This is a genomic window from Streptomyces sp. NPDC002868, assembly GCF_055563295.1.
This window is the reverse complement of the sequence record NZ_JBVHDR010000007.1, coordinates 295,390-315,829: the sequence shown is the minus strand read 5'-3', so window position 1 is coordinate 315,829 and position 20,440 is coordinate 295,390. Positions and strand designations below refer to the sequence as shown.

Annotated in this window: 19 protein-coding genes; 4 read left to right on the top strand and 15 right to left on the bottom strand. The window is 70.0% G+C overall.

What is annotated here, in order from left to right; all coding sequences use genetic code 11:
- Positions 1–27 precede the first annotated feature (27 nt).
- The 11 genes from yajC to pgsA all read right to left on the bottom strand — a co-directional run bounded on the left by yajC (position 28) and on the right by pgsA (position 9,131).
- Positions 28–555 carry a preprotein translocase subunit YajC gene (gene yajC / locus ACZ3H8_RS22870; RefSeq protein WP_467404581.1) on the bottom strand — a complete coding sequence of 176 codons (528 nt, stop codon included), beginning with the start codon at positions 553–555 and terminating at the stop codon, positions 28–30.
- Positions 556–721: 166 nt separating this feature from the next.
- Complete coding sequence (gene ruvB / locus ACZ3H8_RS22865) at positions 722–1,801, bottom strand: Holliday junction branch migration DNA helicase RuvB (RefSeq protein ID WP_467404579.1); 1,080 nt, start codon at positions 1,799–1,801, stop codon at positions 722–724.
- 93 nt (positions 1,802–1,894) lie between these two features.
- Positions 1,895–2,518, bottom strand: coding sequence for a Holliday junction branch migration protein RuvA (ruvA, locus tag ACZ3H8_RS22860; protein WP_467404576.1), 624 nt, complete (start codon positions 2,516–2,518; stop codon positions 1,895–1,897).
- Complete coding sequence (ruvC, locus tag ACZ3H8_RS22855; protein ID WP_467404573.1) at positions 2,515–3,045, bottom strand: crossover junction endodeoxyribonuclease RuvC; 531 nt, start codon at positions 3,043–3,045, stop codon at positions 2,515–2,517. Before ruvC ends, ruvA begins: the two co-directional genes overlap by 4 nt.
- A gap of 168 nt (positions 3,046–3,213) precedes the next feature.
- Positions 3,214–3,966 (bottom strand): YebC/PmpR family DNA-binding transcriptional regulator, encoded by a 753-nt coding sequence (locus tag ACZ3H8_RS22850; protein ID WP_389188300.1) that lies wholly within the window; start codon positions 3,964–3,966, stop codon positions 3,214–3,216.
- Positions 3,967–4,029: 63 nt separating this feature from the next.
- Entirely contained in the window at positions 4,030–4,629 is a 600-nt protein-coding gene (pdxT, locus tag ACZ3H8_RS22845) for a pyridoxal 5'-phosphate synthase glutaminase subunit PdxT (RefSeq protein ID WP_467404570.1), read from the bottom strand.
- A complete protein-coding gene (pdxS, locus tag ACZ3H8_RS22840) occupies positions 4,629–5,543 on the bottom strand; it encodes a pyridoxal 5'-phosphate synthase lyase subunit PdxS (RefSeq protein ID WP_467404569.1) in 915 nt (304 codons plus the stop codon). The genes pdxT and pdxS overlap by 1 nt, the downstream gene beginning before the upstream one ends.
- Positions 5,544–5,705: 162 nt before the next feature.
- The gene (locus ACZ3H8_RS22835) at positions 5,706–6,251 is read right to left on the bottom strand and encodes a hypothetical protein (protein ID WP_467404566.1); all 546 of its coding nucleotides are present in this window, start codon (positions 6,249–6,251) and stop codon (positions 5,706–5,708) included.
- 158 nt (positions 6,252–6,409) lie between these two features.
- Positions 6,410–7,573 carry a glycosyltransferase family 4 protein gene (locus ACZ3H8_RS22830; RefSeq protein ID WP_467404564.1) on the bottom strand — a complete coding sequence of 388 codons (1,164 nt, stop codon included), beginning with the start codon at positions 7,571–7,573 and terminating at the stop codon, positions 6,410–6,412.
- Positions 7,570–8,466, bottom strand: a complete 897-nt coding sequence (locus ACZ3H8_RS22825; protein ID WP_467404563.1) for a phosphatidylinositol mannoside acyltransferase — start codon at positions 8,464–8,466, stop codon at positions 7,570–7,572. The genes ACZ3H8_RS22830 and ACZ3H8_RS22825 overlap by 4 nt, the downstream gene beginning before the upstream one ends.
- On the bottom strand, positions 8,466–9,131 hold the full coding sequence (pgsA, locus tag ACZ3H8_RS22820) for a phosphatidylinositol phosphate synthase (RefSeq protein WP_467404560.1): 666 nt from the start codon (positions 9,129–9,131) through the stop codon (positions 8,466–8,468). The genes ACZ3H8_RS22825 and pgsA overlap by 1 nt, the downstream gene beginning before the upstream one ends.
- Positions 9,132–9,395: 264 nt before the next feature.
- Between pgsA and ACZ3H8_RS22815 the strand changes: the two genes are divergently transcribed.
- Complete coding sequence (locus ACZ3H8_RS22815; protein ID WP_467404559.1) at positions 9,396–11,603, top strand: elongation factor G-like protein EF-G2; 2,208 nt, start codon at positions 9,396–9,398, stop codon at positions 11,601–11,603.
- Positions 11,604–11,769: 166 nt separating this feature from the next.
- Entirely contained in the window at positions 11,770–13,425 is a 1,656-nt protein-coding gene (locus ACZ3H8_RS22810) for a hypothetical protein (RefSeq protein WP_467404558.1), read from the top strand.
- A 22-nt stretch (positions 13,426–13,447) separates the two neighbouring features.
- Here the strand turns inward: ACZ3H8_RS22810 and ACZ3H8_RS22805 are convergent, their stop codons facing one another.
- The gene (locus tag ACZ3H8_RS22805) at positions 13,448–14,005 is read right to left on the bottom strand and encodes an HIT family protein (protein WP_467404555.1); all 558 of its coding nucleotides are present in this window, start codon (positions 14,003–14,005) and stop codon (positions 13,448–13,450) included.
- A 67-nt stretch (positions 14,006–14,072) separates the two neighbouring features.
- Here ACZ3H8_RS22805 and ACZ3H8_RS22800 point away from each other — a divergent pair, with 67 nt between their 5' ends.
- Entirely contained in the window at positions 14,073–14,738 is a 666-nt protein-coding gene (locus ACZ3H8_RS22800) for a potassium channel family protein (RefSeq protein ID WP_467404554.1), read from the top strand.
- A 100-nt stretch (positions 14,739–14,838) separates the two neighbouring features.
- Here ACZ3H8_RS22800 and thrS read toward each other — a convergent pair whose 3' ends face one another.
- The 3 genes from thrS to ACZ3H8_RS22785 form a co-directional block, all read right to left on the bottom strand.
- A complete protein-coding gene (thrS, locus tag ACZ3H8_RS22795) occupies positions 14,839–16,815 on the bottom strand; it encodes a threonine--tRNA ligase (protein ID WP_467404551.1) in 1,977 nt (658 codons plus the stop codon).
- Positions 16,816–17,706: 891 nt separating this feature from the next.
- A complete protein-coding gene (locus ACZ3H8_RS22790; RefSeq protein ID WP_467404548.1) occupies positions 17,707–18,927 on the bottom strand; it encodes a hypothetical protein in 1,221 nt (406 codons plus the stop codon).
- Complete coding sequence (locus ACZ3H8_RS22785) at positions 18,927–19,493, bottom strand: DUF4365 domain-containing protein (RefSeq protein ID WP_307664608.1); 567 nt, start codon at positions 19,491–19,493, stop codon at positions 18,927–18,929. Before ACZ3H8_RS22785 ends, ACZ3H8_RS22790 begins: the two co-directional genes overlap by 1 nt.
- Positions 19,494–19,665: 172 nt before the next feature.
- Here ACZ3H8_RS22785 and ACZ3H8_RS22780 point away from each other — a divergent pair, with 172 nt between their 5' ends.
- Positions 19,666–20,391 (top strand): exonuclease domain-containing protein, encoded by a 726-nt coding sequence (locus ACZ3H8_RS22780; protein WP_467404546.1) that lies wholly within the window; start codon positions 19,666–19,668, stop codon positions 20,389–20,391.
- The last annotated feature ends 49 nt before the right edge of the window (positions 20,392–20,440 follow it).

Sequence of the window (20,440 nt, the reverse complement as noted above, 5' to 3'; positions counted from 1 at the left end):
GGGCGCCCTTGCGGTCCCCTCGCATGGCTACTTCGCGTCGGTCTCGCCGTCGGCCTTGCCGTCCTTGGGCTCGACGTCGTCCTTGGGCTCGACGTCGTCCTTGGGCTCGACGTCGTCCTTCGGCTCGGCTTTGTCCTTAGGCTCGGCGACGTCGGCCGCGGGAGCCTCGGGCTTCTTGCCCAGGTCGATCTTGGCGTCGTCCGAGGAGTCGGCGGTCTCGGTCAGCGAGGAAGCGTCGTCCGGCACGACGGGGCCGTCGACCTTGAGGTGGCCGTCGCCGTGCACGATGCGGTTGTACTCCGCGTCGTCGAGGACCGCTCCGATGGAGTTCTTGGCGTAGACGGCGTGGACGCCGGGAGCCACCTCAAGGAGGACGGTGTCGTCGTGAAGCTCCTTGACGGTGGCGTACATGCCTCCGATCGTCCGGACGCCGGTGCCCGGCTGCATCTGGTCACGCATCTGGGCGGCCTGCTGCTGCTTCTTCTTGGCCGACCGGGTCATCAGGAACATGGCCCCGATGAGCACAATGAAGGGGAGGAGGGTCACGAGACTCACGGGACGGAACTTCCTTCGCACGACCGCACTGACGAGGCGGCCTTATCTACGGGGGTGGGTACGCCGACCTGTAGGGGCGGCATCGGCGGAGTCTAAGCGAGTCCGCATCATTGGAACAACGCCCAGCATCCCACCGTGGTTCCTGGCCCGGCGACACTCCTCGCCGTCACGTCCCGAACAGCCCCTGTTGTCCCCTTGCGCCGGGGGCCTGCTGCGGCGGTACGAGTCCGAGGTGGGCCCAGGCGGCAGGGGTGGCGACCCTGCCACGGGGGGTCCGGGCCAGCAGTCCCTCCCGTACCAGGAAGGGCTCGGCCACCTCCTCGACCGTCTCGCGCTCCTCCCCGACGGCCACCGCGAGGGTGGACAGACCCACCGGGCCACCGCCGAACAGCCCCAGCAGCGCCTGGAGCACGGCACGGTCGAGGCGGTCGAGTCCGCGGGCGTCGACCTCGTACACCTTCAGGGCTGCGGCGGCCACCTCGCGCGTGATCAGGCCGTCCAGCTTGACCTGGGCGTAGTCGCGGACGCGGCGCAGCAGACGGTTGGCGATGCGGGGCGTGCCCCGGGAGCGGCCGGCGATCTCGGCGGCGCCGTCGGCCTCTATGTCGACTTCGAGGAGCTGGGCGGAGCGGTGGATGACGCGCTCCAGCTCGGCGGGGTCGTAGAACTCCATGTGCGCGGTGAAGCCGAAGCGGTCGCGCAGCGGGGGCGGCAGCAGCCCGGCCCTGGTGGTGGCGCCGACCAGGGTGAACGGAGGGAGCTCGAGCGGGATGGCGGTGGCCCCCGGGCCCTTGCCGACGATCACGTCGACCCGGAAGTCCTCCATGGCCATGTAGAGCATCTCCTCGGCGGGCCGGGACATCCGGTGGATCTCGTCGAGAAAGAGCACCTCGCCCTCCTGGAGGGAGGAGAGGATCGCGGCCAGGTCGCCGGCGTGCTGGATGGCGGGGCCCGAGGTGATGCGGATCGGGGCGTTCATCTCCGCCGCGATGATCATGGAGAGGGTGGTCTTGCCGAGGCCGGGTGCGCCGGAGAGCAGGACGTGGTCGGCGGTGGCGCCGCGCGCGAGGGCCGCTTTCAGGACAAGGTCCAGCTGCTCGCGGACCCGCTCCTGGCCGACGAACTCGTCGAGCGACTTCGGCCGCAGCGCCGCCTCGACCGCCTGGTCCTCGCCGTCGGCTGACCCGCCGACGAGCCGCTCGGCGGCGATGTCGTCGGTCGGCGGTGCGGTGTCGTCCCAGTTCACAGTCGATTGCCTCGCGAGTTCGGCGGTCAGAGCGGTCAGGCGGTCAGGCGGTCAGGCGGTCAGAGCGGTCAGAGCGGTCAGAGGGGTCGCAGGTCAGCGGGTGCGGTTCAGAGTCTGGAGGGCGGCCTTGAGGAGCTGGCCCACATGCGGTGTGCTCTCGGCGGCCTCGGCCTGTGGCGCGACCGCGGCGACCGCCTCGTCGGCCTCACGGGTGGCATAGCCGAGGCCGATCAGCGCGGCGTGCAGCTGATCGCGCCAGGTCATCGGGGCTGCGGCCGCTGTGCCCATGCCCTGCCTGCCGATGTGCGCGCCGACCGGCTCGCCGAGCCGGTCCTTCAGCTCGAGCAGCAGCTTCTGCGCGCCCTTCTTGCCGATGCCTGGGACGGCGGTCAGCGCCTTCTCGTCGCCGGTCGCGACGGCGACGCGCAGGGCGTCCGGGGTGTGTACGGCGAGCATGGCCTGGGCCAGCCGGGGCCCGACGCCGCTCGCGGTCTGCAGCAGCTCGAAGGCCTGGCGCTCGTCGTCGTCCGCGAAGCCGTAGAGCGTGAGCGAGTCCTCCCGTACGACCAGGGAGGTGGCGAGCTTGGCCTCCTTGCCGATACGGAGCTCGGAGAGGGTGTTCGGCGTGCACTGGACGGCCATACCGACGCCGCCGACCTCGATGACAGCGGTCGTGGGGGCGAGGGCGGCGACCGGGCCGCTCACAAAGGCGATCATGCGGTACGGCCTTTCGATGCGTGCAGGGCGACGGCTTGCTGGAGGCGGTTTTGCGCGGGGGCGCGCCAGATGTGACAGATGGCGAGGGCGAGGGCGTCCGCCGCGTCGGCCGGCCTGGGCGGGGCATCGAGCCGCAGCAGCCTGGTGACCATCGCCCCGACCTGTGCCTTGTCGGCCCGGCCGCTGCCGGTGACGGCGGCCTTGACCTCGCTCGGGGTGTGCAGGGCGACGGGGATGCCCCGGCGGGAGGCGCAGAGCATGGCGACCGCGCTGGCCTGGGCGGTGCCCATGACCGTACGCACATTGTGCTGGCTGAACACCCGCTCCACCGCGACGACTTCGGGCCGGTGCTCGTCCAGCCACTGCTCCATGCCCTGCTCGATGGCGACCAGCCGGCGGCCCAACTCGGCGTCCGCCGGGGTCCGTACGACACCTACGCCGAGCATGGTCAGGGGACGGCCCGCGACGCCCTCGACCACGCCGACGCCGCACCGCGTCAGCCCTGGGTCCACGCCCAGTACCCGCATTGTGCCCCCTCCCCCCTTTGCGGCTAAACCGCCGCCGCTCTCGCGGAGGGGGCTGCTCGCCATCGTGGTTTCTCAATTGATGGTTTCGGCCCTCAGGCTAACCGGCGCCTCTGACAACGACGGCGGGCCGACGGGGTGTGTCCCGTCGGCCCGTTCACGCATCGAGGGTCAGGCGTCGACCTTCTCCATGACCTCGTCCGAGACGTCGAAGTTGGCGAAGACGTTCTGCACGTCGTCGCTGTCCTCAAGCGCGTCGATCAGCTTGAAGATCTTGCGCGCGCCCTCTTCGTCGAGCTCGACCTGCATCGTCGGAAGGAAGTTGGCCTCGGCCGAGTCGTAGTCAATGCCCGCCTCCTGGAGCGCGGTGCGGACCGCGACCATGTCGGTGGCCTCGCTGACGACCTCGTACGACTCACCCAGGTCGTTGACCTCTTCGGCACCCGCGTCAAGGACCGCGCCAAGGACGTCGTCCTCGGTCAGCTCGCCCTTGGGGACGATCACGACGCCCTTGCGGTTGAAGAGGTAAGAGACGGAGCCCGGGTCGGCCATCGAGCCGCCGTTGCGGGTCATCGCGACACGTACGTCGGAGGCGGCACGGTTGCGGTTGTCGGTGAGGCACTCGATGAGCACCGCGACGCCGTTCGGGCCGTAACCCTCGTACATGATCGTCTGGTAGTCGACACCGCCCGCTTCAAGACCGGCGCCGCGCTTGACCGCGGAGTCGATGTTCTTGTTGGGGACGGAGCTCTTCTTCGCCTTCTGGATGGCGTCGACGAGCGTCGGGTTGCCCTCGGGGTCGGCGCCGCCCGTGCGGGCGGCGACCTCGACGTTCTTGATCAGCTTCGCGAAGAGCTTGCCGCGCTTGGCATCGATCACGGCCTTCTTGTGCTTCGTCGTAGCCCATTTAGAGTGGCCGGACATCTGCCTGTCTCCTTCGCGTAACCCACTACTGCTGCGTTCGGCAGAGATCCTACCGGGATCACGTCACCCGGCCGCGCGCACCATGTCCACGAAGAGGCCGTGCACCCGGTGGTCGCCGGTGAGTTCCGGGTGGAAGGAGGTCGCCAGGGCATTGCCCTGCCGTACGGCGACGATGTGGCCGTCGTGCTCGGCGAGCACCTCGACCTCGGCGCCCACGGACTCGACCCAGGGGGCGCGGATGAAGACGCCGTCGACCGGTCCATCGGTCACGCCGGCGACCTCGACGGCCGCCTCGAAGGACTCGTTCTGCCGGCCGAAGGCATTGCGGCGGACGATCATGTCGATGCCACCGAGCGTCTCCTGGCCCGAGCGCGGGTCGAGGATCTTGTCGGCGAGCATGATCAGGCCGGCGCAGGTTCCGTAGACGGGCAGGCCCGCCGCGATCCGCTCGCGCAGCGGCTCCATCATGTCGAACAGCACCGCGAGCTTGGACATGGTGGTGGACTCGCCGCCGGGGATGACGAGGCCGTCGACCTCGGCGAGCTCCTCGGGGCGCCGGACCGGCCTGGCCACGGCGTCAGCCGCGGCCAGGGCGATCAGGTGCTCCCGTACATCGCCCTGCAGGGCGAGAACCCCGATGACAGGGGTGCCGGGAGTGGTCATTACCAGCCCCGGTTCGCGTAGCGCTCGGCCTCGGGAAGGGTGTCGCAGTTGATGCCGACCATGGCCTCGCCGAGGTTGCGGGAAGCGTCCGCGATGATCTTGGGGTCGTCGTAGAAGGTGGTGGCCTTCACGATGGCCGCGGCGCGCTTGGCCGGGTCGCCCGACTTGAAGATGCCGGAGCCGACGAAGACACCCTCGGCGCCGAGCTGGCGCATCAGCGCCGCGTCGGCCGGGGTGGCCACACCACCGGCGGAGAACAGCACGACCGGCAGCTTGCCGAGCTCGGAGACCTCCTTGACGATCTCGTACGGGGCGCGGAGCTCCTTGGCGGCGGCGTACAGCTCGTTGTTGTCGAAGCCGCGCAGCTTGGCGATCTCGTTCTTGATCTGGCGCAGGTGACGGACGGCCTCGACGACGTTGCCGGTGCCGGCCTCGCCCTTGGAGCGGATCATGGCCGCGCCCTCGGCGATACGGCGCAGCGCCTCACCGAGGTTGGTGGCACCGCACACGAAGGGAGTCGTGAAAGCCCACTTGTCGCTGTGGTTGACCTCGTCGGCCGGGGTCAGCACCTCGGACTCGTCGATGTAGTCGACACCCAGCGACTGGAGGACCTGGGCCTCGACGAAGTGGCCGATACGGGACTTGGCCATGACCGGGATGGAGACGGCGTCGATGATCTCTTCGATCATGTTCGGGTCGGACATCCGGGCCACGCCGCCGTCCTTGCGGATGTCGGCGGGGACCCGCTCCAGGGCCATGACGGCCACGGCGCCCGCGTCCTCGGCGATCTTCGCCTGCTCGGCGTTGACCACATCCATGATCACACCGCCCTTGAGCTGCTCGGCCATGCCGCGCTTGACGCGCGCGGTGCCGGTCTCGGGGGCCTGCGGGGTGGTGGGGAGCGTGCTGGACACGGATGGACCTCACTCGATGACGACGTTGTGATGCGTCCCCGATCGAACAGCCGGGGACCAGTCCACTGCAAGGGCCAATGAACAGCCGGTGGATCGTTTTGAACCCCCAGATACCGAGCGTCAGGAAACCGAAGGTCAGGTACGAGCGTCAGGAACCGAAGGTCAGGTGCCCGGGCGGTCGGCGAGGGCGGTCGGCGGTTCGTCGTCCATCTCGAAGGCCAGCGGGAAGGGCGCGTGCCCCGCCAGCCGGAACCAGCGGACCTTGCGGTGGCGGCGCAGGGCGCGGGCCGCGCGCACCGAGTCGTTGTGGAACCGGCGCGCCATCGGGACCCGGCGCACCGCCTGCGCGAGCTCACCCGCGGCCTCCTCGCCGCCCGGCACCTCGCGTACGGCCTCGACCTGCGCCGGCTCCCCGAAGACGGCCCGCAGCGCCGCGCTGAGCTCGCTCTCGGCGACCTCGCGCTGCTCCTCCTCGGCCTGGCGGGCGGCGTGGGCGGCCTCGTACAGCACGATCGACGCGGCTGGATCGAGCACGCCGGAGGTGGCTAGTTCCTGGGTGACCGAGGCGCGGCGCAGGAGTTGGGCGTCGAGCGCGGCGCGGGCGGCGTCGATACGGGAGTGCAGCCGGTCGAGCCGGCCTGCGGTCCAGCTCAGATACAGGCCGATCGCGACGAGGGCGACGACGATCCAGATGAGGGTTTCGGTCACGGGCGGCAAGGCTACCGGGGACGGGGCGGCGGCCTGCGTGGGGCGTCGCGCCCGAGTCGGCGATCAACGCGGACCACCAGGGGCGCTCCCCCGCGGCTCCCCGGGCAACCCGCGCCCCCCGGGCACCCGCGAGCACTCCGTACCCAGCGAAGCCCGGCTCAGTCCCGCGCGAGCCCGAACCGTGCCCTGAACCCCTGCGTCCGGTCGTCCGCCGCCACCACAGCCGCGCCGTGCGTCACCGTTTCGTACACCGCCAGGATGTCCGCCCCCACCGTCGACCAGTCGAAGCGCCGCACATGCGCGCTCCCCCGCGCCCGCAGCTCCGCCCGCCTCTCCGGGTCTCCCAGCAGCCGTACAGCCGCCACCGCCAGCGCGTCCGCGTCCTCGTTGGCGAACAGCTCGCCCGCCGCGCCCTGGTCCAGGACCTGCGCGAACGCGTCCAGGTCGGAGGCGAGCACCGGCGCGCCCGCCGACATCGCCTCGACCAGGATGATGCCGAAGCTCTCACCCCCGGTGTTGGGTGCGACGTACACATCGACGCTGCGCAGCAGCAGCGCCTTGTCCTCGTCGCTGACCATGCCGAGGAACTCGACCCGCGAGCGCATCTCCTTCGGCAGCGAGGCGACCGCCTCCTCCTCGTCGCCGCGCCCCGCGACCAGCAGCCGCACGTCCGGGCAGGCCTCGACGATCTTCGGGAAGGCCGCCATCAGCACAGGCAGACCCTTGCGGGGCTCGTCGATGCGCCCTATGAAGCCGATCGTGTTGCCCTGCCACTCCGCCTTCGGCTCGGCCTTGTCGAAGAAGCCGACGTCGACGCCGTTCGGGATGACGACCGCGTCGCCGCCCAGGTGCTCGACGAGCGTCCGGCGGGCGTATTCGCTGACCGCGATCCGGGCGCTGATCTTCTCCAGCGCGGGCTGCAGGATCGGATACGCGGCGATCATCGCGCGGGAGCGCGGATTCGACGTGTGGAACGTCGCGACGATCGGCCCCTGCGCCGCCCAGCAGGCCAGCAGCCCCAGCGACGGCGAGGTCGGCTCATGGATGTGGATCACGTCGAACATGCCGTCGTGCAGCCAGCGCCGCACCCGCGCGGCCGACAGGAAGCCGAAGTTGAGCCGGGCGACCGAGCCATTGTACGGGACCGGAACGGCCCGGCCCGCCGAGACGACGTACGGCGGCAGCGGCGTCTCGTCGTCCGCCGGCGCAAGGACCGACACCTCGTGGCCGAGCCGGATCAAATGCTCCGCAAGGTCTCTGATGTGGAATTGGACGCCGCCCGGTACATCCCAGGAGTACGGGCAGACGATGCCGATCTTCACAGCGGCCGCTCCTCAAGGTCGGCGAGCCACAGCCGCTGCAGCATGTGCCAGTCCTCCGGGTGCTCGGTGATTCCCGTGGCGAAGGCATCGGCCAGCGCCTGTGTCATGGAGGACGCCTTCTCGGCCCGGGTACCTGTCTCGGGTACCTCGACCGGTGCGTGGATCCGCCCGCGCATGAGCGGAGCTTCGTCGTACCACAGCGTCACCGGCATCAGCAGCGCGCCGGTCTGCTGGGCCAGCAGCGCCGGTCCGGCCGGCATCCGGGCAGTCTCCCCGAAGTACTTCACCTCGACGCCCGAGGCCGACAGATCACGGTCGGCGACCAGGCAGACCAGGCCGCCGGAGCGCAGCCGCCGGGCCAGCGTGCCGAAGGCCTCGCCGCCGCTGTGCGGCAGCACCTCCATGCCGAGGCTCTCGCGGTAGGCCACGAACCGGTCGTAGAGCGTTTCGGGCCTGAGGCGTTCGGCGACCGTGGTGAAAGGGATGCGCAGGATCCGGGTGGCCCAGACGCCCGCGAGGTCCCAGTTCGCCAGGTGCGGCAGCGCGAGAACCACGCCGCGCCCCGCCGCGAGCCCGTCCTTCAGATAGTGGGCGCCCTTGATCTGCACGTTCTCCTCGACGCGCTCGGCGCTCCATGTGGGCAGCCGGAAGGACTCCATCCAGTACCGCATGTACGAGCGCATGCCGGCCTTCGACAGCTCGGCGAGACGCTCCGGGCTCGCGTCGGGCACCACCCGGGCGAGATTGGACTCCAGCCGCAGCACGCTCTTGCCGCGCCGCTTCCACGCGATGTCCGCGATGGACCGGCCGAGCGCGGCGGCCACCGGCTCCGGCAGCTTCTTGACCGTGCTCCAGCCGAGTCCGTACAGCCCGTCGGTCAGCCGGTCCCGCATCACGTCGCCTCAGCCTCGTTCCCCTGCCCCGCGGCGGCATCGGCCTCCGCGGACTCCCGTCGTACCGTCACGACCCTCTGTCCAAGTGTCACCAGGCTGCCGACGGCGACGATCCACAGCGCGATCGGCAGCAGTACGTCGATCCCGGGCACCCCGAAGTCATGCAGTCCCGCGAGTCCGGCGGCGACCAGGGAGATCACCAGTCGCTCCGCCCGCTCGATGAGACCGTTCACCGCGACCGGCAGGCCGATCGATTCGCCACGTGCCTTGGTGTACGACACGACCTGGCCGCTCGCCAGACAGAAAATGGCGACGGCACACAACACGTTGTCGTTTCCGGTGCCCGCGTACCAGAGGGCGAAACCGGCGAAGATCGCGCCATCCGCGACCCGGTCGAGGGTCGAGTCCAAAAATGCGCCCCAGCGGCTCGAAATCCCCGCCTGCCGCGCCATATTGCCGTCGACGAGGTCCGAGAAGACGAACAACGTGATGACGATCGTGCCCCAGAAGAACTCTCCCCGGGGGAAGAAGACCAGCGCACCCGCCATCACTCCGGCCGTGCCCACGAGGGTGACCGCGTCGGGACTCACCCCGCGTCGGAGCAGAAAAGCGGCGAACGGTGTGAGGACACGCGTGAAGAATGCACGCGCGTACTTGTTCAGCATGGCCTTCCCGAGGGTCGGTGGGCCGCATGGCCCCATCGGCCACCGGCTGGCCCATCGTAGCCAGGACCGACGCGCTCCAGCGCCGCGCACCCGCCTCCCGCCGTCGCGTACGACGTATGGACGCACCGTGACGGGAGTGGAAAGCTCGAAAGACGACCGCGGGCATCGCCGGAGCTGCCCCCGGACGCTGTCCGGGACCTCCCTCATGGCTCCCCGCGCCCGCGGCCTCTCTCCTCACCGGGCAATCGATCGGGAGGCAAGATCATGGGCGACAAGGCGAACGCACATCCCGGAGCCGCCGGCAGGGCAGCTACGGCCGACCAGCCCTCATCCGTACGGAACGTGGTGCTGGTCGGCCACAGCGGATCGGGAAAGACGACGTTGATCGAGGCCCTCGCGCTGACCGCGGGAGCGGTCAACCGGGCGGGCCGGGTCGAGGACGGCGGTACGGTCTCCGACTACGACGAGATCGAGCACCGGCAGCAACGTTCCGTACAGCTGTCGCTGGTCCCCGTCGAATGGGGCGGGTACAAAATCAATCTGCTGGACACTCCCGGATATGCCGACTTCGTCGGGGAGCTGAGGGCCGGTCTGCGAGCCGCGGACGCGGCCCTTTTCGTTGTGTCGGCGGCGCAGGAGGCCGATGCGGTCGCGAGTACGACCCGCATGGTGTGGGAGGAGTGCGCGGCGGTCGGAATGCCGCGCGCGATCGTCGTCACGCATCTGGAGACCGCGCGCACCGATTTCGAGGAGCTGACCCGGGTCTGCGGAGGCATTTTCGGCGGTGACGACCCCGATGCCGTACTGCCGCTGTATCTGCCGCAGTACGGGGCGCAGAATCCTGACGGCCATGCGCCGGTCACCGGTCTGGTCGGACTGCTCTCGCAGAAGATCTTCGACTACTCCTCCGGCGAGCGGAAGGAGATCCCGCCCGATCCTGAGCAGACGGCGCAGATCGAGGAGGCCCGCAGCCGGCTGATCGAGGGGATCATCTCCGAGAGCGAGGACGAGACGCTCATGGACCGCTATCTCAGCGGCGCGGAGATCGACCTCAACACGCTGATCGAGGACCTGGAGAAGGCCGTCGCGCGCGGCATCTTCCATCCGGTGCTGGCGGCTGCCCCCGCGCCCGAGGGCGCCAGGCAGGGGCTCGGCACGGTCGAACTCCTCGAGCTGATCACCCGCGGCTTCCCGACCCCGCTGGAGCCGGCGGCACCTGTCGTCACCACCCCGCAGGGCGCGGCGCGCCCGCAGATCACCTGCGACCCGGACGGGCCGCTGGTGGCCGAGGTGGTCAAGACCGCGTCCGACCCGTATGTCGGCCGGATCTCTCTCGTCCGGGTCTTCTCCGGCACCCTGCGACCCGACGAGACCGTGCATGTGTCGGGGCACGGCCTCGCCGACCGCGGTCACGAGGACCATGACGTCGACGAACGGGTCGGCGCGCTCTCCGCGCCCTTCGGCAAGCAGCAGCGGCCGCTGGGCCAGGTCATCGCCGGAGACCTCGCCTGTGTCGCCAAGCTGGCCCGCGCCGAGACCGGGGACACGCTCTCCTCGAAGGACGACCCGCTGCTGATGGAGCCCTGGACGATGCCTGATCCGCTGCTGCCGCTCGCGATCCAGGCGCACAGCAAGGCGGACGAGGACAAGCTCTCCCAGGGGCTTTCGCGGCTGGTCGCCGAGGATCCGACGATGCGGCTCGAGCAGAACCAGGCCACGCACCAGGTGGTGCTGTGGTGCCTGGGCGAGGCGCACGCCGACGTAGCGCTGGAGCGGCTGCGCAGCCGGTACGGCGTCCAGGTCGACGTCGTGCCGTACAAGGTCTCGCTGCGGGAGACCTTCGGCGAGGCGTCGGCGGGCCGCGGCCGGCATGTGAAGCAGTCCGGCGGCCACGGCCAGTACGCGATCTGCGAGATCGAGGTGGATCCGCTGCCCGCGGGGTCCGGCATCGAGTTCGTCGACAAGGTCGTGGGCGGTGCGGTGCCGCGGCAGTTCATCCCGTCGGTGGAGAAGGGCGTACGCGCCCAGGCGGCGCGCGGCGTCGCGGCCGGGTACCCCCTCGTCGACGTACGGATCACGCTGCTGGACGGCAAGGCGCACTCGGTGGACTCCTCCGACGCGGCCTTCCAGACGGCGGGCGCGCTGGCGCTGCGCGAGGCGGCCGCGGACGCGCGTATCCATCTGCTGGAGCCGGTGGCCGAAGTGCGGGTGCTGGTGTCGGACGAGTATGTGGGCCCGGTGATGAGCGATCTGTCGGGGCGTCGCGGCCGGGTGGTCGGCACCGAGCAGGCAGGAGGGGCGCGCACGCTGGTACGGGCCGAGGTGCCGGAGATCGAGATCGGGCGGTACGCGGTCGATCTGCGGTCGATCTCGCACGGGACCGGGCAGTTCAGCCGCTCGTACGCACGCCATGAGGCGATGCCGCCACAACTGGCAGAGAAGCTCCGCGAACAGGCCGAGAACGGGTCGTAGTTGAGGATGCCGCCCGCCAGATCGCCCTACGGCGGGCGGCATTTCAACGCCCACTGACGCAGGCGGCTCGCCCCCGATACGCTGTGGTGCCCAGCTCAGAAGGTGTGCGGGGCGCGGTAGTTGGGAACAGGCCGCAGTGCGGATGCTTGCGGCGATGGGGGCGGTAGTGGCGAACAACGTTTTCGACTTCACTCCGGGAGCTCAGGTCCCGCTCCTGGGCTCGGCCGGGCAGACGGCTGCGACGCATGCGCTCGCCTCCGCCGCGTACCGCGACAGCCCCCTCGACGAGATACTCAAAGCCAACAGCGAGTGGCACAAGTCCGAGGTGAAGAAGGGCAAGTTCTCGCTCTTCGAGCCGAATCTGGGCGAGGCCTTCTCGCGGGCCGTGCAGGTGCGGATGCTCGGTGGAGCGCGCAAGGCGCTGATCCAGTCCTTCGGCACCGAGCCGCAGTCGGTGGTCGAGCACTGCCTGGCCGCCAACCGTATCCGCAAGGAGCGGGACACCAGGCTCACCGCCGTGACGGCGGTGTTCGGGCTGCTGTTCCTGCCCGGGCTGCTGCTCTGGCTGGCCGTCTTCCAGCTGCGCCGGACAATCGCGGGCGCGCAGAACAAGGGCGCCGGGGCGCTCGGCACACTGCTGCTCGTCGGCATCGGCGGCCTTGCCGTGATCTTCCTGATCAAGCTGCCGCTGGGCGGAATCTGGGCGTACTACATCCGCGGCATGATCGTCGCCCCGGTCGTCGGCTGGCTGCTGGCCAAGCGGATCTGCGAGTCCACGGCGAAGGACATGCGCGCCAGCTGGGATTCCCTGCTCTCGGGCGGCGGCATCGGCGCCAAGGTGCCCGAGGCGGTGCCTGGGCACCCCAATGAGACCGCGCGCGAGCAGCTGCGCCAGGGACTCGAGAAGCTCACCGCCGAGCAGCAGTCCAACTCGGTCTTCTACGCGGGACCCAAGGGCATACTCGGGATGGGCACCCGCTGGGGCAGCTGGCAGATGGCCGAGGAACTGGTCTCCAAGGAGCCGGGCAAGGACATCAACCAGTTCCGCAGCTGGGACGTGATACGGGTGGTCCACGACAAGCTGAAGATGCTGGAGCGCGGCCCGCTGAACTCCGGCGGCTTCCCCACCCCGTCCGTCAAGCACTGGATCGTGGCTCCGGTCGGCGAGAACGCCGGGGAGGTGTCCCGGCCGGACGGCCAGGACGTGGAAGCCTTCCAGGTCAAGGGCCACGAGATACAGCGGATCTGCAACCACCAGCAGTTCGGCGGCGGCAACCGCCACTATCTGGGCGTCCAGTTCACCCTCTGGGACGGCCAGTTGGTGATCACCATGATGATCACCGTCACCGTGCTCCACGAGACGCTGCGCGTCGAGGTGACGGGGCACGCCCTCGGCCCGGTGCACTCCCTGTTCACCACCAAGCCCGCGCCCAAGACCGTGACGGTGAGCAAGACGATCCGCTTCTGGGAGACCGTCGACCGGCAGCTGCCGCTGGTGGAGACACCCGAGGTGGTACGCCTCGCGGTGCGCGCGCCCTTCACCTGGTACCCGCCGCTGCTGGACTTCCTCGGCGGCAAGCTGGTCCTGCCCGAGCCCTTCGGACTGCGCCATGCCTGGGCGGAGAAGCCCTGGCGGCACCGGTTCATGGCGGACGACGCGATGCGCGCGGCCACGCCCGTGCTGCGCGTGACGCACGCGGCTGCGATGAAGGTGCTCGAGGAGAACGGCGTGGACACCGAGCGCTTCGGGAACCGCTCCATGGTCGTCAGCAGCTTCGTACAGGACCCGGCGCCACGCAACGCCGACCTCTACGACGCGTGAGCGCGACGCCTGGCCCGTCGCCTCAGGCGGGCCAGGCCTCCGCCAGCATCTTGCGCGTATCGGCCAGGAGCTGGGGCAGCACCTTGGTGTGTCCGACGACCGGCATGAAGTTGGTGTCCCCGCCCCACCTCGGCACGACGTGCTGGTGCAGATGCGCGGCGATGCCGGCCCCCGCGACCGCGCCCTGGTTCATGCCGATGTTGAAGCCGTGCGCCCCGGCGGCCTGCCGCAGCGCGGTCATCGCCTGCTTGGTGAACGTCGCGAGTTCGGCGGTCTCCGCGTCGTCCAGCTCGGTGTAGTCGGCGACATGGCGGAAGGGCACCACCATCAGATGCCCGCCGTTGTACGGGTAGAGGTTGAGCACCGCGTAGACGCGTGAGCCGCGGGCGATGACGAGCCCGTCCTCGTCCGACTTGGCGGGGATGGCACAGAAGGGACAGCCGTCGTCGGCCCCCGGACCGGTAGGCTTGTTCTCCCCCTGGATGTAAGCCATGCGGTGGGGTGTCCACAGGCGCTGGAACGCGTCCTGCGTCCCCACTCCGATCTGCTGCTCCGGCTCAAGCGTCATGTTGTGCAGCATATGACTTCGCCCGTACGCGGCGTGTCGTCGGGGTTGAGCCCGGCCGCCGGGCGGCGATGCTGGGCCGATGGACGTCGACGATGCCGCCGGCCGGGAGCGGCGCTGGGAGCAGCGCATCGAGCTGCCCCTCTTCGTAGCCTCGCTGCTCTTCCTCGGCGGATACACGGTAGTCGTGCTGGCGCACGACGCCGCCCCGGTGTTGTGGGATCTCGCGCTCGCGCTGATGCTGCTCACCTGGCTGATGTTCGCGCTCGACTACGCGGTGCGGCTGAAGCTGAGCGGAGAGGGACCTCGCTTCGTACGTACCCATTGGCTGGACACCCTCGTGCTCGTGCTGCCGCTGTTGCGGCCGCTGCGCATGGTGCGGGTCTACACAGCGGTGCAGCGGCGGCGCGGCGAGCCGCGACTGAGCCTGCACGCGCGCGTGATCACCTACGCGAGCATGTCGGCGACACTGCTCGGCTTCTCGGGCGCCCTCGCCGTCTATCAGGAGGAGCGCTCCGCCCCGGGCGCGACCATCCGTACCTTCGGTGACTCACTGTGGTGGGCCAGCTCGACGCTGACCACGGTGGGTTACGGAGATGTGGCACCGGTGACCACTCTCGGCCGAGTGATCGCGGTGGTGCTGATGGGCTGCGGGCTGGCACTGCTGGGCGCGGTGACCGGGTCGTTCTCGTCCTGGCTGCTGCAGACATTCGCGCGGGAGGACGAGAAGCGGTCCCCGGGGAACTGATGTCCCCGGGGACCGAATCCCCGCGTGCGCGGGGAGCAGAGATTCGCCAGCGCGTCGCCCCGCGGAATGCCGGGTCATCCCCGCATAAGCAGGGCGCACGTCACACCTGGACCCGGCGCTCCACCACATCAACGAGCTTCGCCAAGGCGAGGTCGCGGGGAATCCCGTTCTCCTGCGAACCATCGCGGTAGCGGAACGACACCGTGCCCGCGTTCATGTCGTCGTCGCCGACGATGATCATGAACGGGACCTTCATCTTCTGCTGGTTCCTGATCTTCTTCTGCATCCGGTCCGAGGAGGCGTCGACCTCTACCCGCAGGCCCTTCTTCTTCGCCTCGGCGGCGAACTCCTGCAGATACGGAACATGGGCGTCTCCGACCGGAATGCCGACCGCCTGCACCGGCGAGAGCCAGGCCGGGAACGCGCCCGCGTAGTGCTCGAGCAGCACCGCGAAGAACCGCTCGATCGAGCCGAACAGCGCGCGGTGGATCATGACGGGGCGCTGCTTGCTGCCGTCCGGACCGGTGTACTCCAGGTTGAAGCGCTCCGGCAGGTTGAAGTCCAGCTGGACGGTGGACATCTGCCAGGTGCGGCCGATGGCGTCCTTCGCCTGGACGGAGATCTTCGGCCCGTAGAACGCCGCGCCGCCCGGGTCCGGGACAAGCGGCAGGCCCTGCTTCTCTGCCACCTTGCGCAGGGTCTCGGTGGCCTCCTCCCAGATCTCGTCCGAACCGACGAACTTCTCCGGGTCCTTGGTGGACAGCTCCAGATAGAAGTCGGTGAGGCCGTAGTCGCGCAGCAGGTTCAGCACGAAGGTGAGCGTCGAGTCGAGCTCGTCCGCCATCTGCTCCTTGGTGCAGTAGATGTGCGCGTCGTCCTGGGTGAAGCCGCGGGCCCGGGTCAGGCCGTGCACGACGCCCGACTTCTCGTACCGGTACACGGTCCCGAACTCGAAGAGACGCAGCGGCAGTTCACGGTAGGACCGGCCGCGCGCGTCGAAGATCAGGTTGTGCATCGGGCAGTTCATGGGCTTGAGGTAGTAGTCCGTGCCCTCGTCGAGCTGCATGGGCGGGTACATGCCCTCGGAGTACCAGTCCAGGTGGCCGGAGGTCTCGAAGAGCTTCCCCTTGGTGGCGTGCGGGGTGTAGACGAACTCGTACCCCTCTTCCTCGTGCCGCTTGCGGGAGTAGTCCTCCATGACGCGGCGGACGACGCCGCCCTTGGGGTGGAAGACGGCGAGGCCGGAGCCGATCTGTTCCGGGATGGAGAAGAGGTCCAGCTCGTTGCCGAGCTTGCGGTGGTCGCGCTTCTCGGCCTCGGCGAGGAATTCGAGGTGCGCCTTGAGCTCTTCCTTGGAGGGCCAGGCGGTGCCGTAGATGCGCTGCAGCATGGGGTTCTTCTCGCTGCCGCGCCAGTACGCGGCGGCGTTGCGCATCAGCTTGAACGCCGGGATGTTACGGGTGGTGGGCAGGTGCGGACCGCGGCAGAGGTCCTTCCAGCACAGGTCGCCGGTCTTGGCGTCAAGGTTGTCGTAGATGGTCAGCTCGCCCGCGCCGACCTCGACGTCCGCGCCGTCGTCGGAGGACGCGGAGCCCTTGAGCCCGATCAGCTCCAGCTTGTACGGCTCGTCCGCCAGCTCCTCGCGGGCGGCCTCATCGGTGACGACGCGCCGCGAGAAGCGCTGGCCGCGCTTCTGGATCTCCTGCATCTTCTTCTCGATGGCCTTGAGGTCATCGGGGTGGAAGGGCTTCTCGACATCGAAGTCGTAGTAGAAGCCGTCCTTGACCGGCGGGCCGATGCCGAGCTTGGCCTCGGGGAAGAGCTCCTGCACGGCCTGAGCCAGGACGTGCGCGGTGGAGTGGCGCAGGATGTTCAGCCCGTCCTCGGAGGAGATCTCGACGGGCTCGACCTCTTCGCCGTCCTTGGTCTCGTACGCGAGATCCTTCAGCTCACCGGCGACGCGGGCGGCGATGACGGTGCGCTCGCCGGCGAAGAGCTCGGCTGCCGTGGTGCCCGTGGTCACCACGCGCTCTTCCCGCTCGGAATCGCGTTGGATGATCACACGGACGTCTGACACCGGTCTCTCCTGACTGAAGGGGTACGCCGCATTCGTACTGCGCGCGCTACGAATCGTACCGAGCGGCTGGGGTCCGTCGCGAAACGGTTTGCTCCCCCACCCCGCCCCTTCCCGTAACTGGGGGCAGGCCCCCAGACCCCCGTACACCTTCGGGCGTTGTCCTCAAACTCCCCCAGACTTCGTCCGGGGGGACCCCCAACGGGCTTGGATTTCCGCCCTGGCGGGCGGAAATCCAGCCTCGCCGCCGGGAAGACTCAGCCCGTCCGGCGACTGAGGAGCGGTCCCGGACGCGAAATCCAGCCCCGTGGGGGCGCCCTGGACGAAGTCTGGGGGAGTTTGAGGCGCGGAGCCCGGGACGGAGCCCCGAATCCAGCACCGCCGACGTTTGAGGCGCGGAGCCCGGGACGGAGCCCCGAATCCAGCACCGCCGACGTTTGAGGCGCGGGGTCTGGGGCGCAGCCCCGAAACCAAGCCCCCGGCGCTTGAGGCCCGGGGTCCAGGGCGGAGCCCCGAATCCAGCCTCGCCGGCGCTTGAGGCGGGGCGTCCTGGCCGAGCCCCGAAACCAAGCCCCACCGACGCATGAGGCGGGGCGTCCTGGCCGAGCCCCGAAACCAAGCCCCACCGACGCTTGAAGCGCGGGACCCGGGGCCGAGCCCCGAAACCAAGCCCCGCCGACGCTTGAAGCGCGGCGTCCGGGGCCGAGCCCCGAAACCAAGCCCGCCGACGCTTGAGGCCCCGGGTCCAGGGCCGAGCCCCTAAACCAAGCCCCGCCGACGCTTTCGGCCCGGGACCCACGGCCGAGCCCCGAAACCGAGCCCCGCCGGCGCTTGAGGAGCGGGGTCTGGGGCGGAGCCCCAGTTCGGGAAGGGCAACCCGCGCCGCGCGCCCCGTCACTCCTCCTGGCACGCCTCCTCAAAAAAGTCCAAATTCTCCTGCAGCGACTTCATCAGCCTGTCCCGCTCCGCCTCATCCACCTGCACCGGCACCACATTCGACGCGTCCGTCAGCCGCCGGAAGCCGCCGCGGCTCTCCAACCTGCCCACCACCCGGATCGGCAGTCCGACCAGGTGCGCATGGCCCGCCGTGCGGTACGAGTCCTCGTCCAGCGCCACCCGTACGTGTGGCACCTCCGCCCCCGCCAGCACCCGCAGCCGGACCGTCCCCGCGCCCCGCGGGCCCGAGCGGCGCATCCGGACCACCGTGCCCGTGATCCGGACCGGCACCGAGGGCTCGTCCGTCAGATAGCGCGCGCCCGCCTCTCGCAGCGCGGGCAGGTCACCGGGCGAGAACTCCACCGGTTCGTTCCGCGGCGCGCACCCTTCCGGCACCCCCGCCGCGGGCGACCACTCCAGGGCGATCCGCGCCCCCTCCGCCCCGCGCACCAGCGCGATGACCGCCTCCGTCAGCTCCCGGCTCACGCCCGCCTCGACGGCCGCGTCGAAGGCCTCCATGCCGCCGGTCGCCCGCTGGTAGTCGGCGGCCTCCCGGGTCGCCTGCAGCGCGTGGTAGAGCCGGACCACGACCGCGCGGCCGCTCTGCACCGGCACGAACGCGGTGAGGCTGCGTCCGCCAGGAGCGGGTCCCACCAGGACCCCTTCCAGCGAGGCCTGGGCCTGCCGCCGGTGCCGCGCGCCGTAGTAGCCCGCGCGGCCGCGCGCCGCGAGCGCTCCGGCCATCAGCATCTGCCGGGCGGCAGCCCGCAGTTGTTCCTGTACGGTCCACGAAACCGCGCCCGAAGGCCCCTGCGGCACATCGCGCCACCACCGGATCTCGTCGCTCGGCACGGTCAGCCCGACCAGCACTTCGCGGGCCGACGGCGCGGCGCTGCGCGCGAGCGCGGTCAGCGCCTCGCCCAGCAGATCCTCGCAGTCGGGAAAGGACCTGCTCTCAGGGACGAGCAGACTCGTCCCGCCCGCCGCATGCCCCGGCGGCGTCCAGCGCGCATAGCGCCCCGTCGTTCCCCCGCGCCGCCGCCACCCGTGCCGGTCGAGCAGCGCGCCCAGGACGACGGGGTCGACCTGGGCGGGGTCCAGCTCGCCGCCTCCGTACCAGGGTCCGGGCACATCACCGGTCGGGTGTGGTCGTACTGACTCGTCGAAAGGCCGGTGCATCAGGGTCTCCCTCCCACCCCGACCCGGGTCATGATCTCGCAGAGCGCCCGGTCGTCGAAGATCCGCGAGGTCGGGATCCGCACAGTGGTCCTGCGCCTGCCCGTCACCGGGTGGCCGGCCAGGTTGGTCCAGTAGCAGCAGTGCCGCAGATCGAGCCGGTCGTGACTGGCCCGCAGCCACTCGTCCTGTGTCCGGGGGACGAGCATCACGACCAGGATCTTGTGCACGGAGACCGGGGTACGGGCCAGCTTCACCAGGTGGTCGTTGTCGAGCGTGAAGGAGAAGGCCGGACCCGGAGGGTGCGGGGGGATCTGGTACGTGCACTTGAGCTGCACCTTGATGGTCACCTCGTCGTCGACGGCGTGACCGGCCGAACTGTGACTGACATGCCAGTCGATGCCGTTGTCCGGAAACGGCTGCGACAACGAGCAGCCGGCCGCGGCGGCGACCGCGTGCAGGTAGCCCACTTGGAGTGTTTCCATGCAGGCGGTGGTGGCGAGTGCGCCGCGCAGCGGTGCTGTCCGCTGCGGCAGCAGCCCTCCCGATTCGGGCTGCGCGAGCGCCATGGCTCCTCGTGCCTTCCGGGCTGTACCGATCAGTGTCCCCACGACGGGGCGTCAACTTCCCGGCACCCCATCTGTGTTGTCACCGCCCTGCGTACAGCGCAAACAGCCCGGGTATCACCGATTCGGGCAGGGGGACAACGCCATCTGCCAGGCATGTGCGAGGAGTTCGGGGATGACGCGCTGGTATGACGGCCCCCTGGCCGCATTTGACACAGAGACCACAGGAGTCGACGTCGAGGAGGACCGGATCGTTTCGGCCGCCGTCGTCGTCCAGGACATGACGGGCGGCCGGCCGCGCGTCACCCGCTGGCTGATCAATCCGGGGGTGCCCGTGCCGCCGGGCGCCACCGAGGTGCACGGGCTGACCGACGAACATCTGCAGCGCAACGGCCGCTGGCCCGCGCCGGTGATGGAGGAGATAGCGAGGGCGCTGGCCGAGCAGTGCGGCGCCGCCCGCCCGCTCGTCGTGATGAACGCGCCCTTCGACCTGACCATCCTCGACCGCGAACTGCGCCGCCACCGCGCCGCGTCGCTCGGCCGCTATCTGGAGAACGTCCCGCTGTGCGTGCTGGACCCGAGGGTCCTGGACAAGCATCTGGACCGGTACCGCAAGGGCCGCCGCACGCTCACCGATCTGTGCGCGCAGTACGAGGTCGTACTGGACGGAGCGCATGACGCGGCCGCGGACGCCACGGCGGCACTGGAGGTCACGCGGGCGGTGGGGCGCCGTTTCGCCTCCCGGATGGAGCGTCTTTCGCCGGCGGAGCTGCACACCCTGCAGGCGGTGTGGCACGCGGCTCAGGCGCGTGGCCTGCAGGCGTGGTTCGCCCGCAGCGGCACTTATGAGGTGGTGGACCCCGCGTGGCCGCTACGGCCCGAACTGCCCGCCGCGGCCTGACTCCGGGTGGCACCCCTCTGAAGGGCGCCACCCGGACGGACCGTCGGAA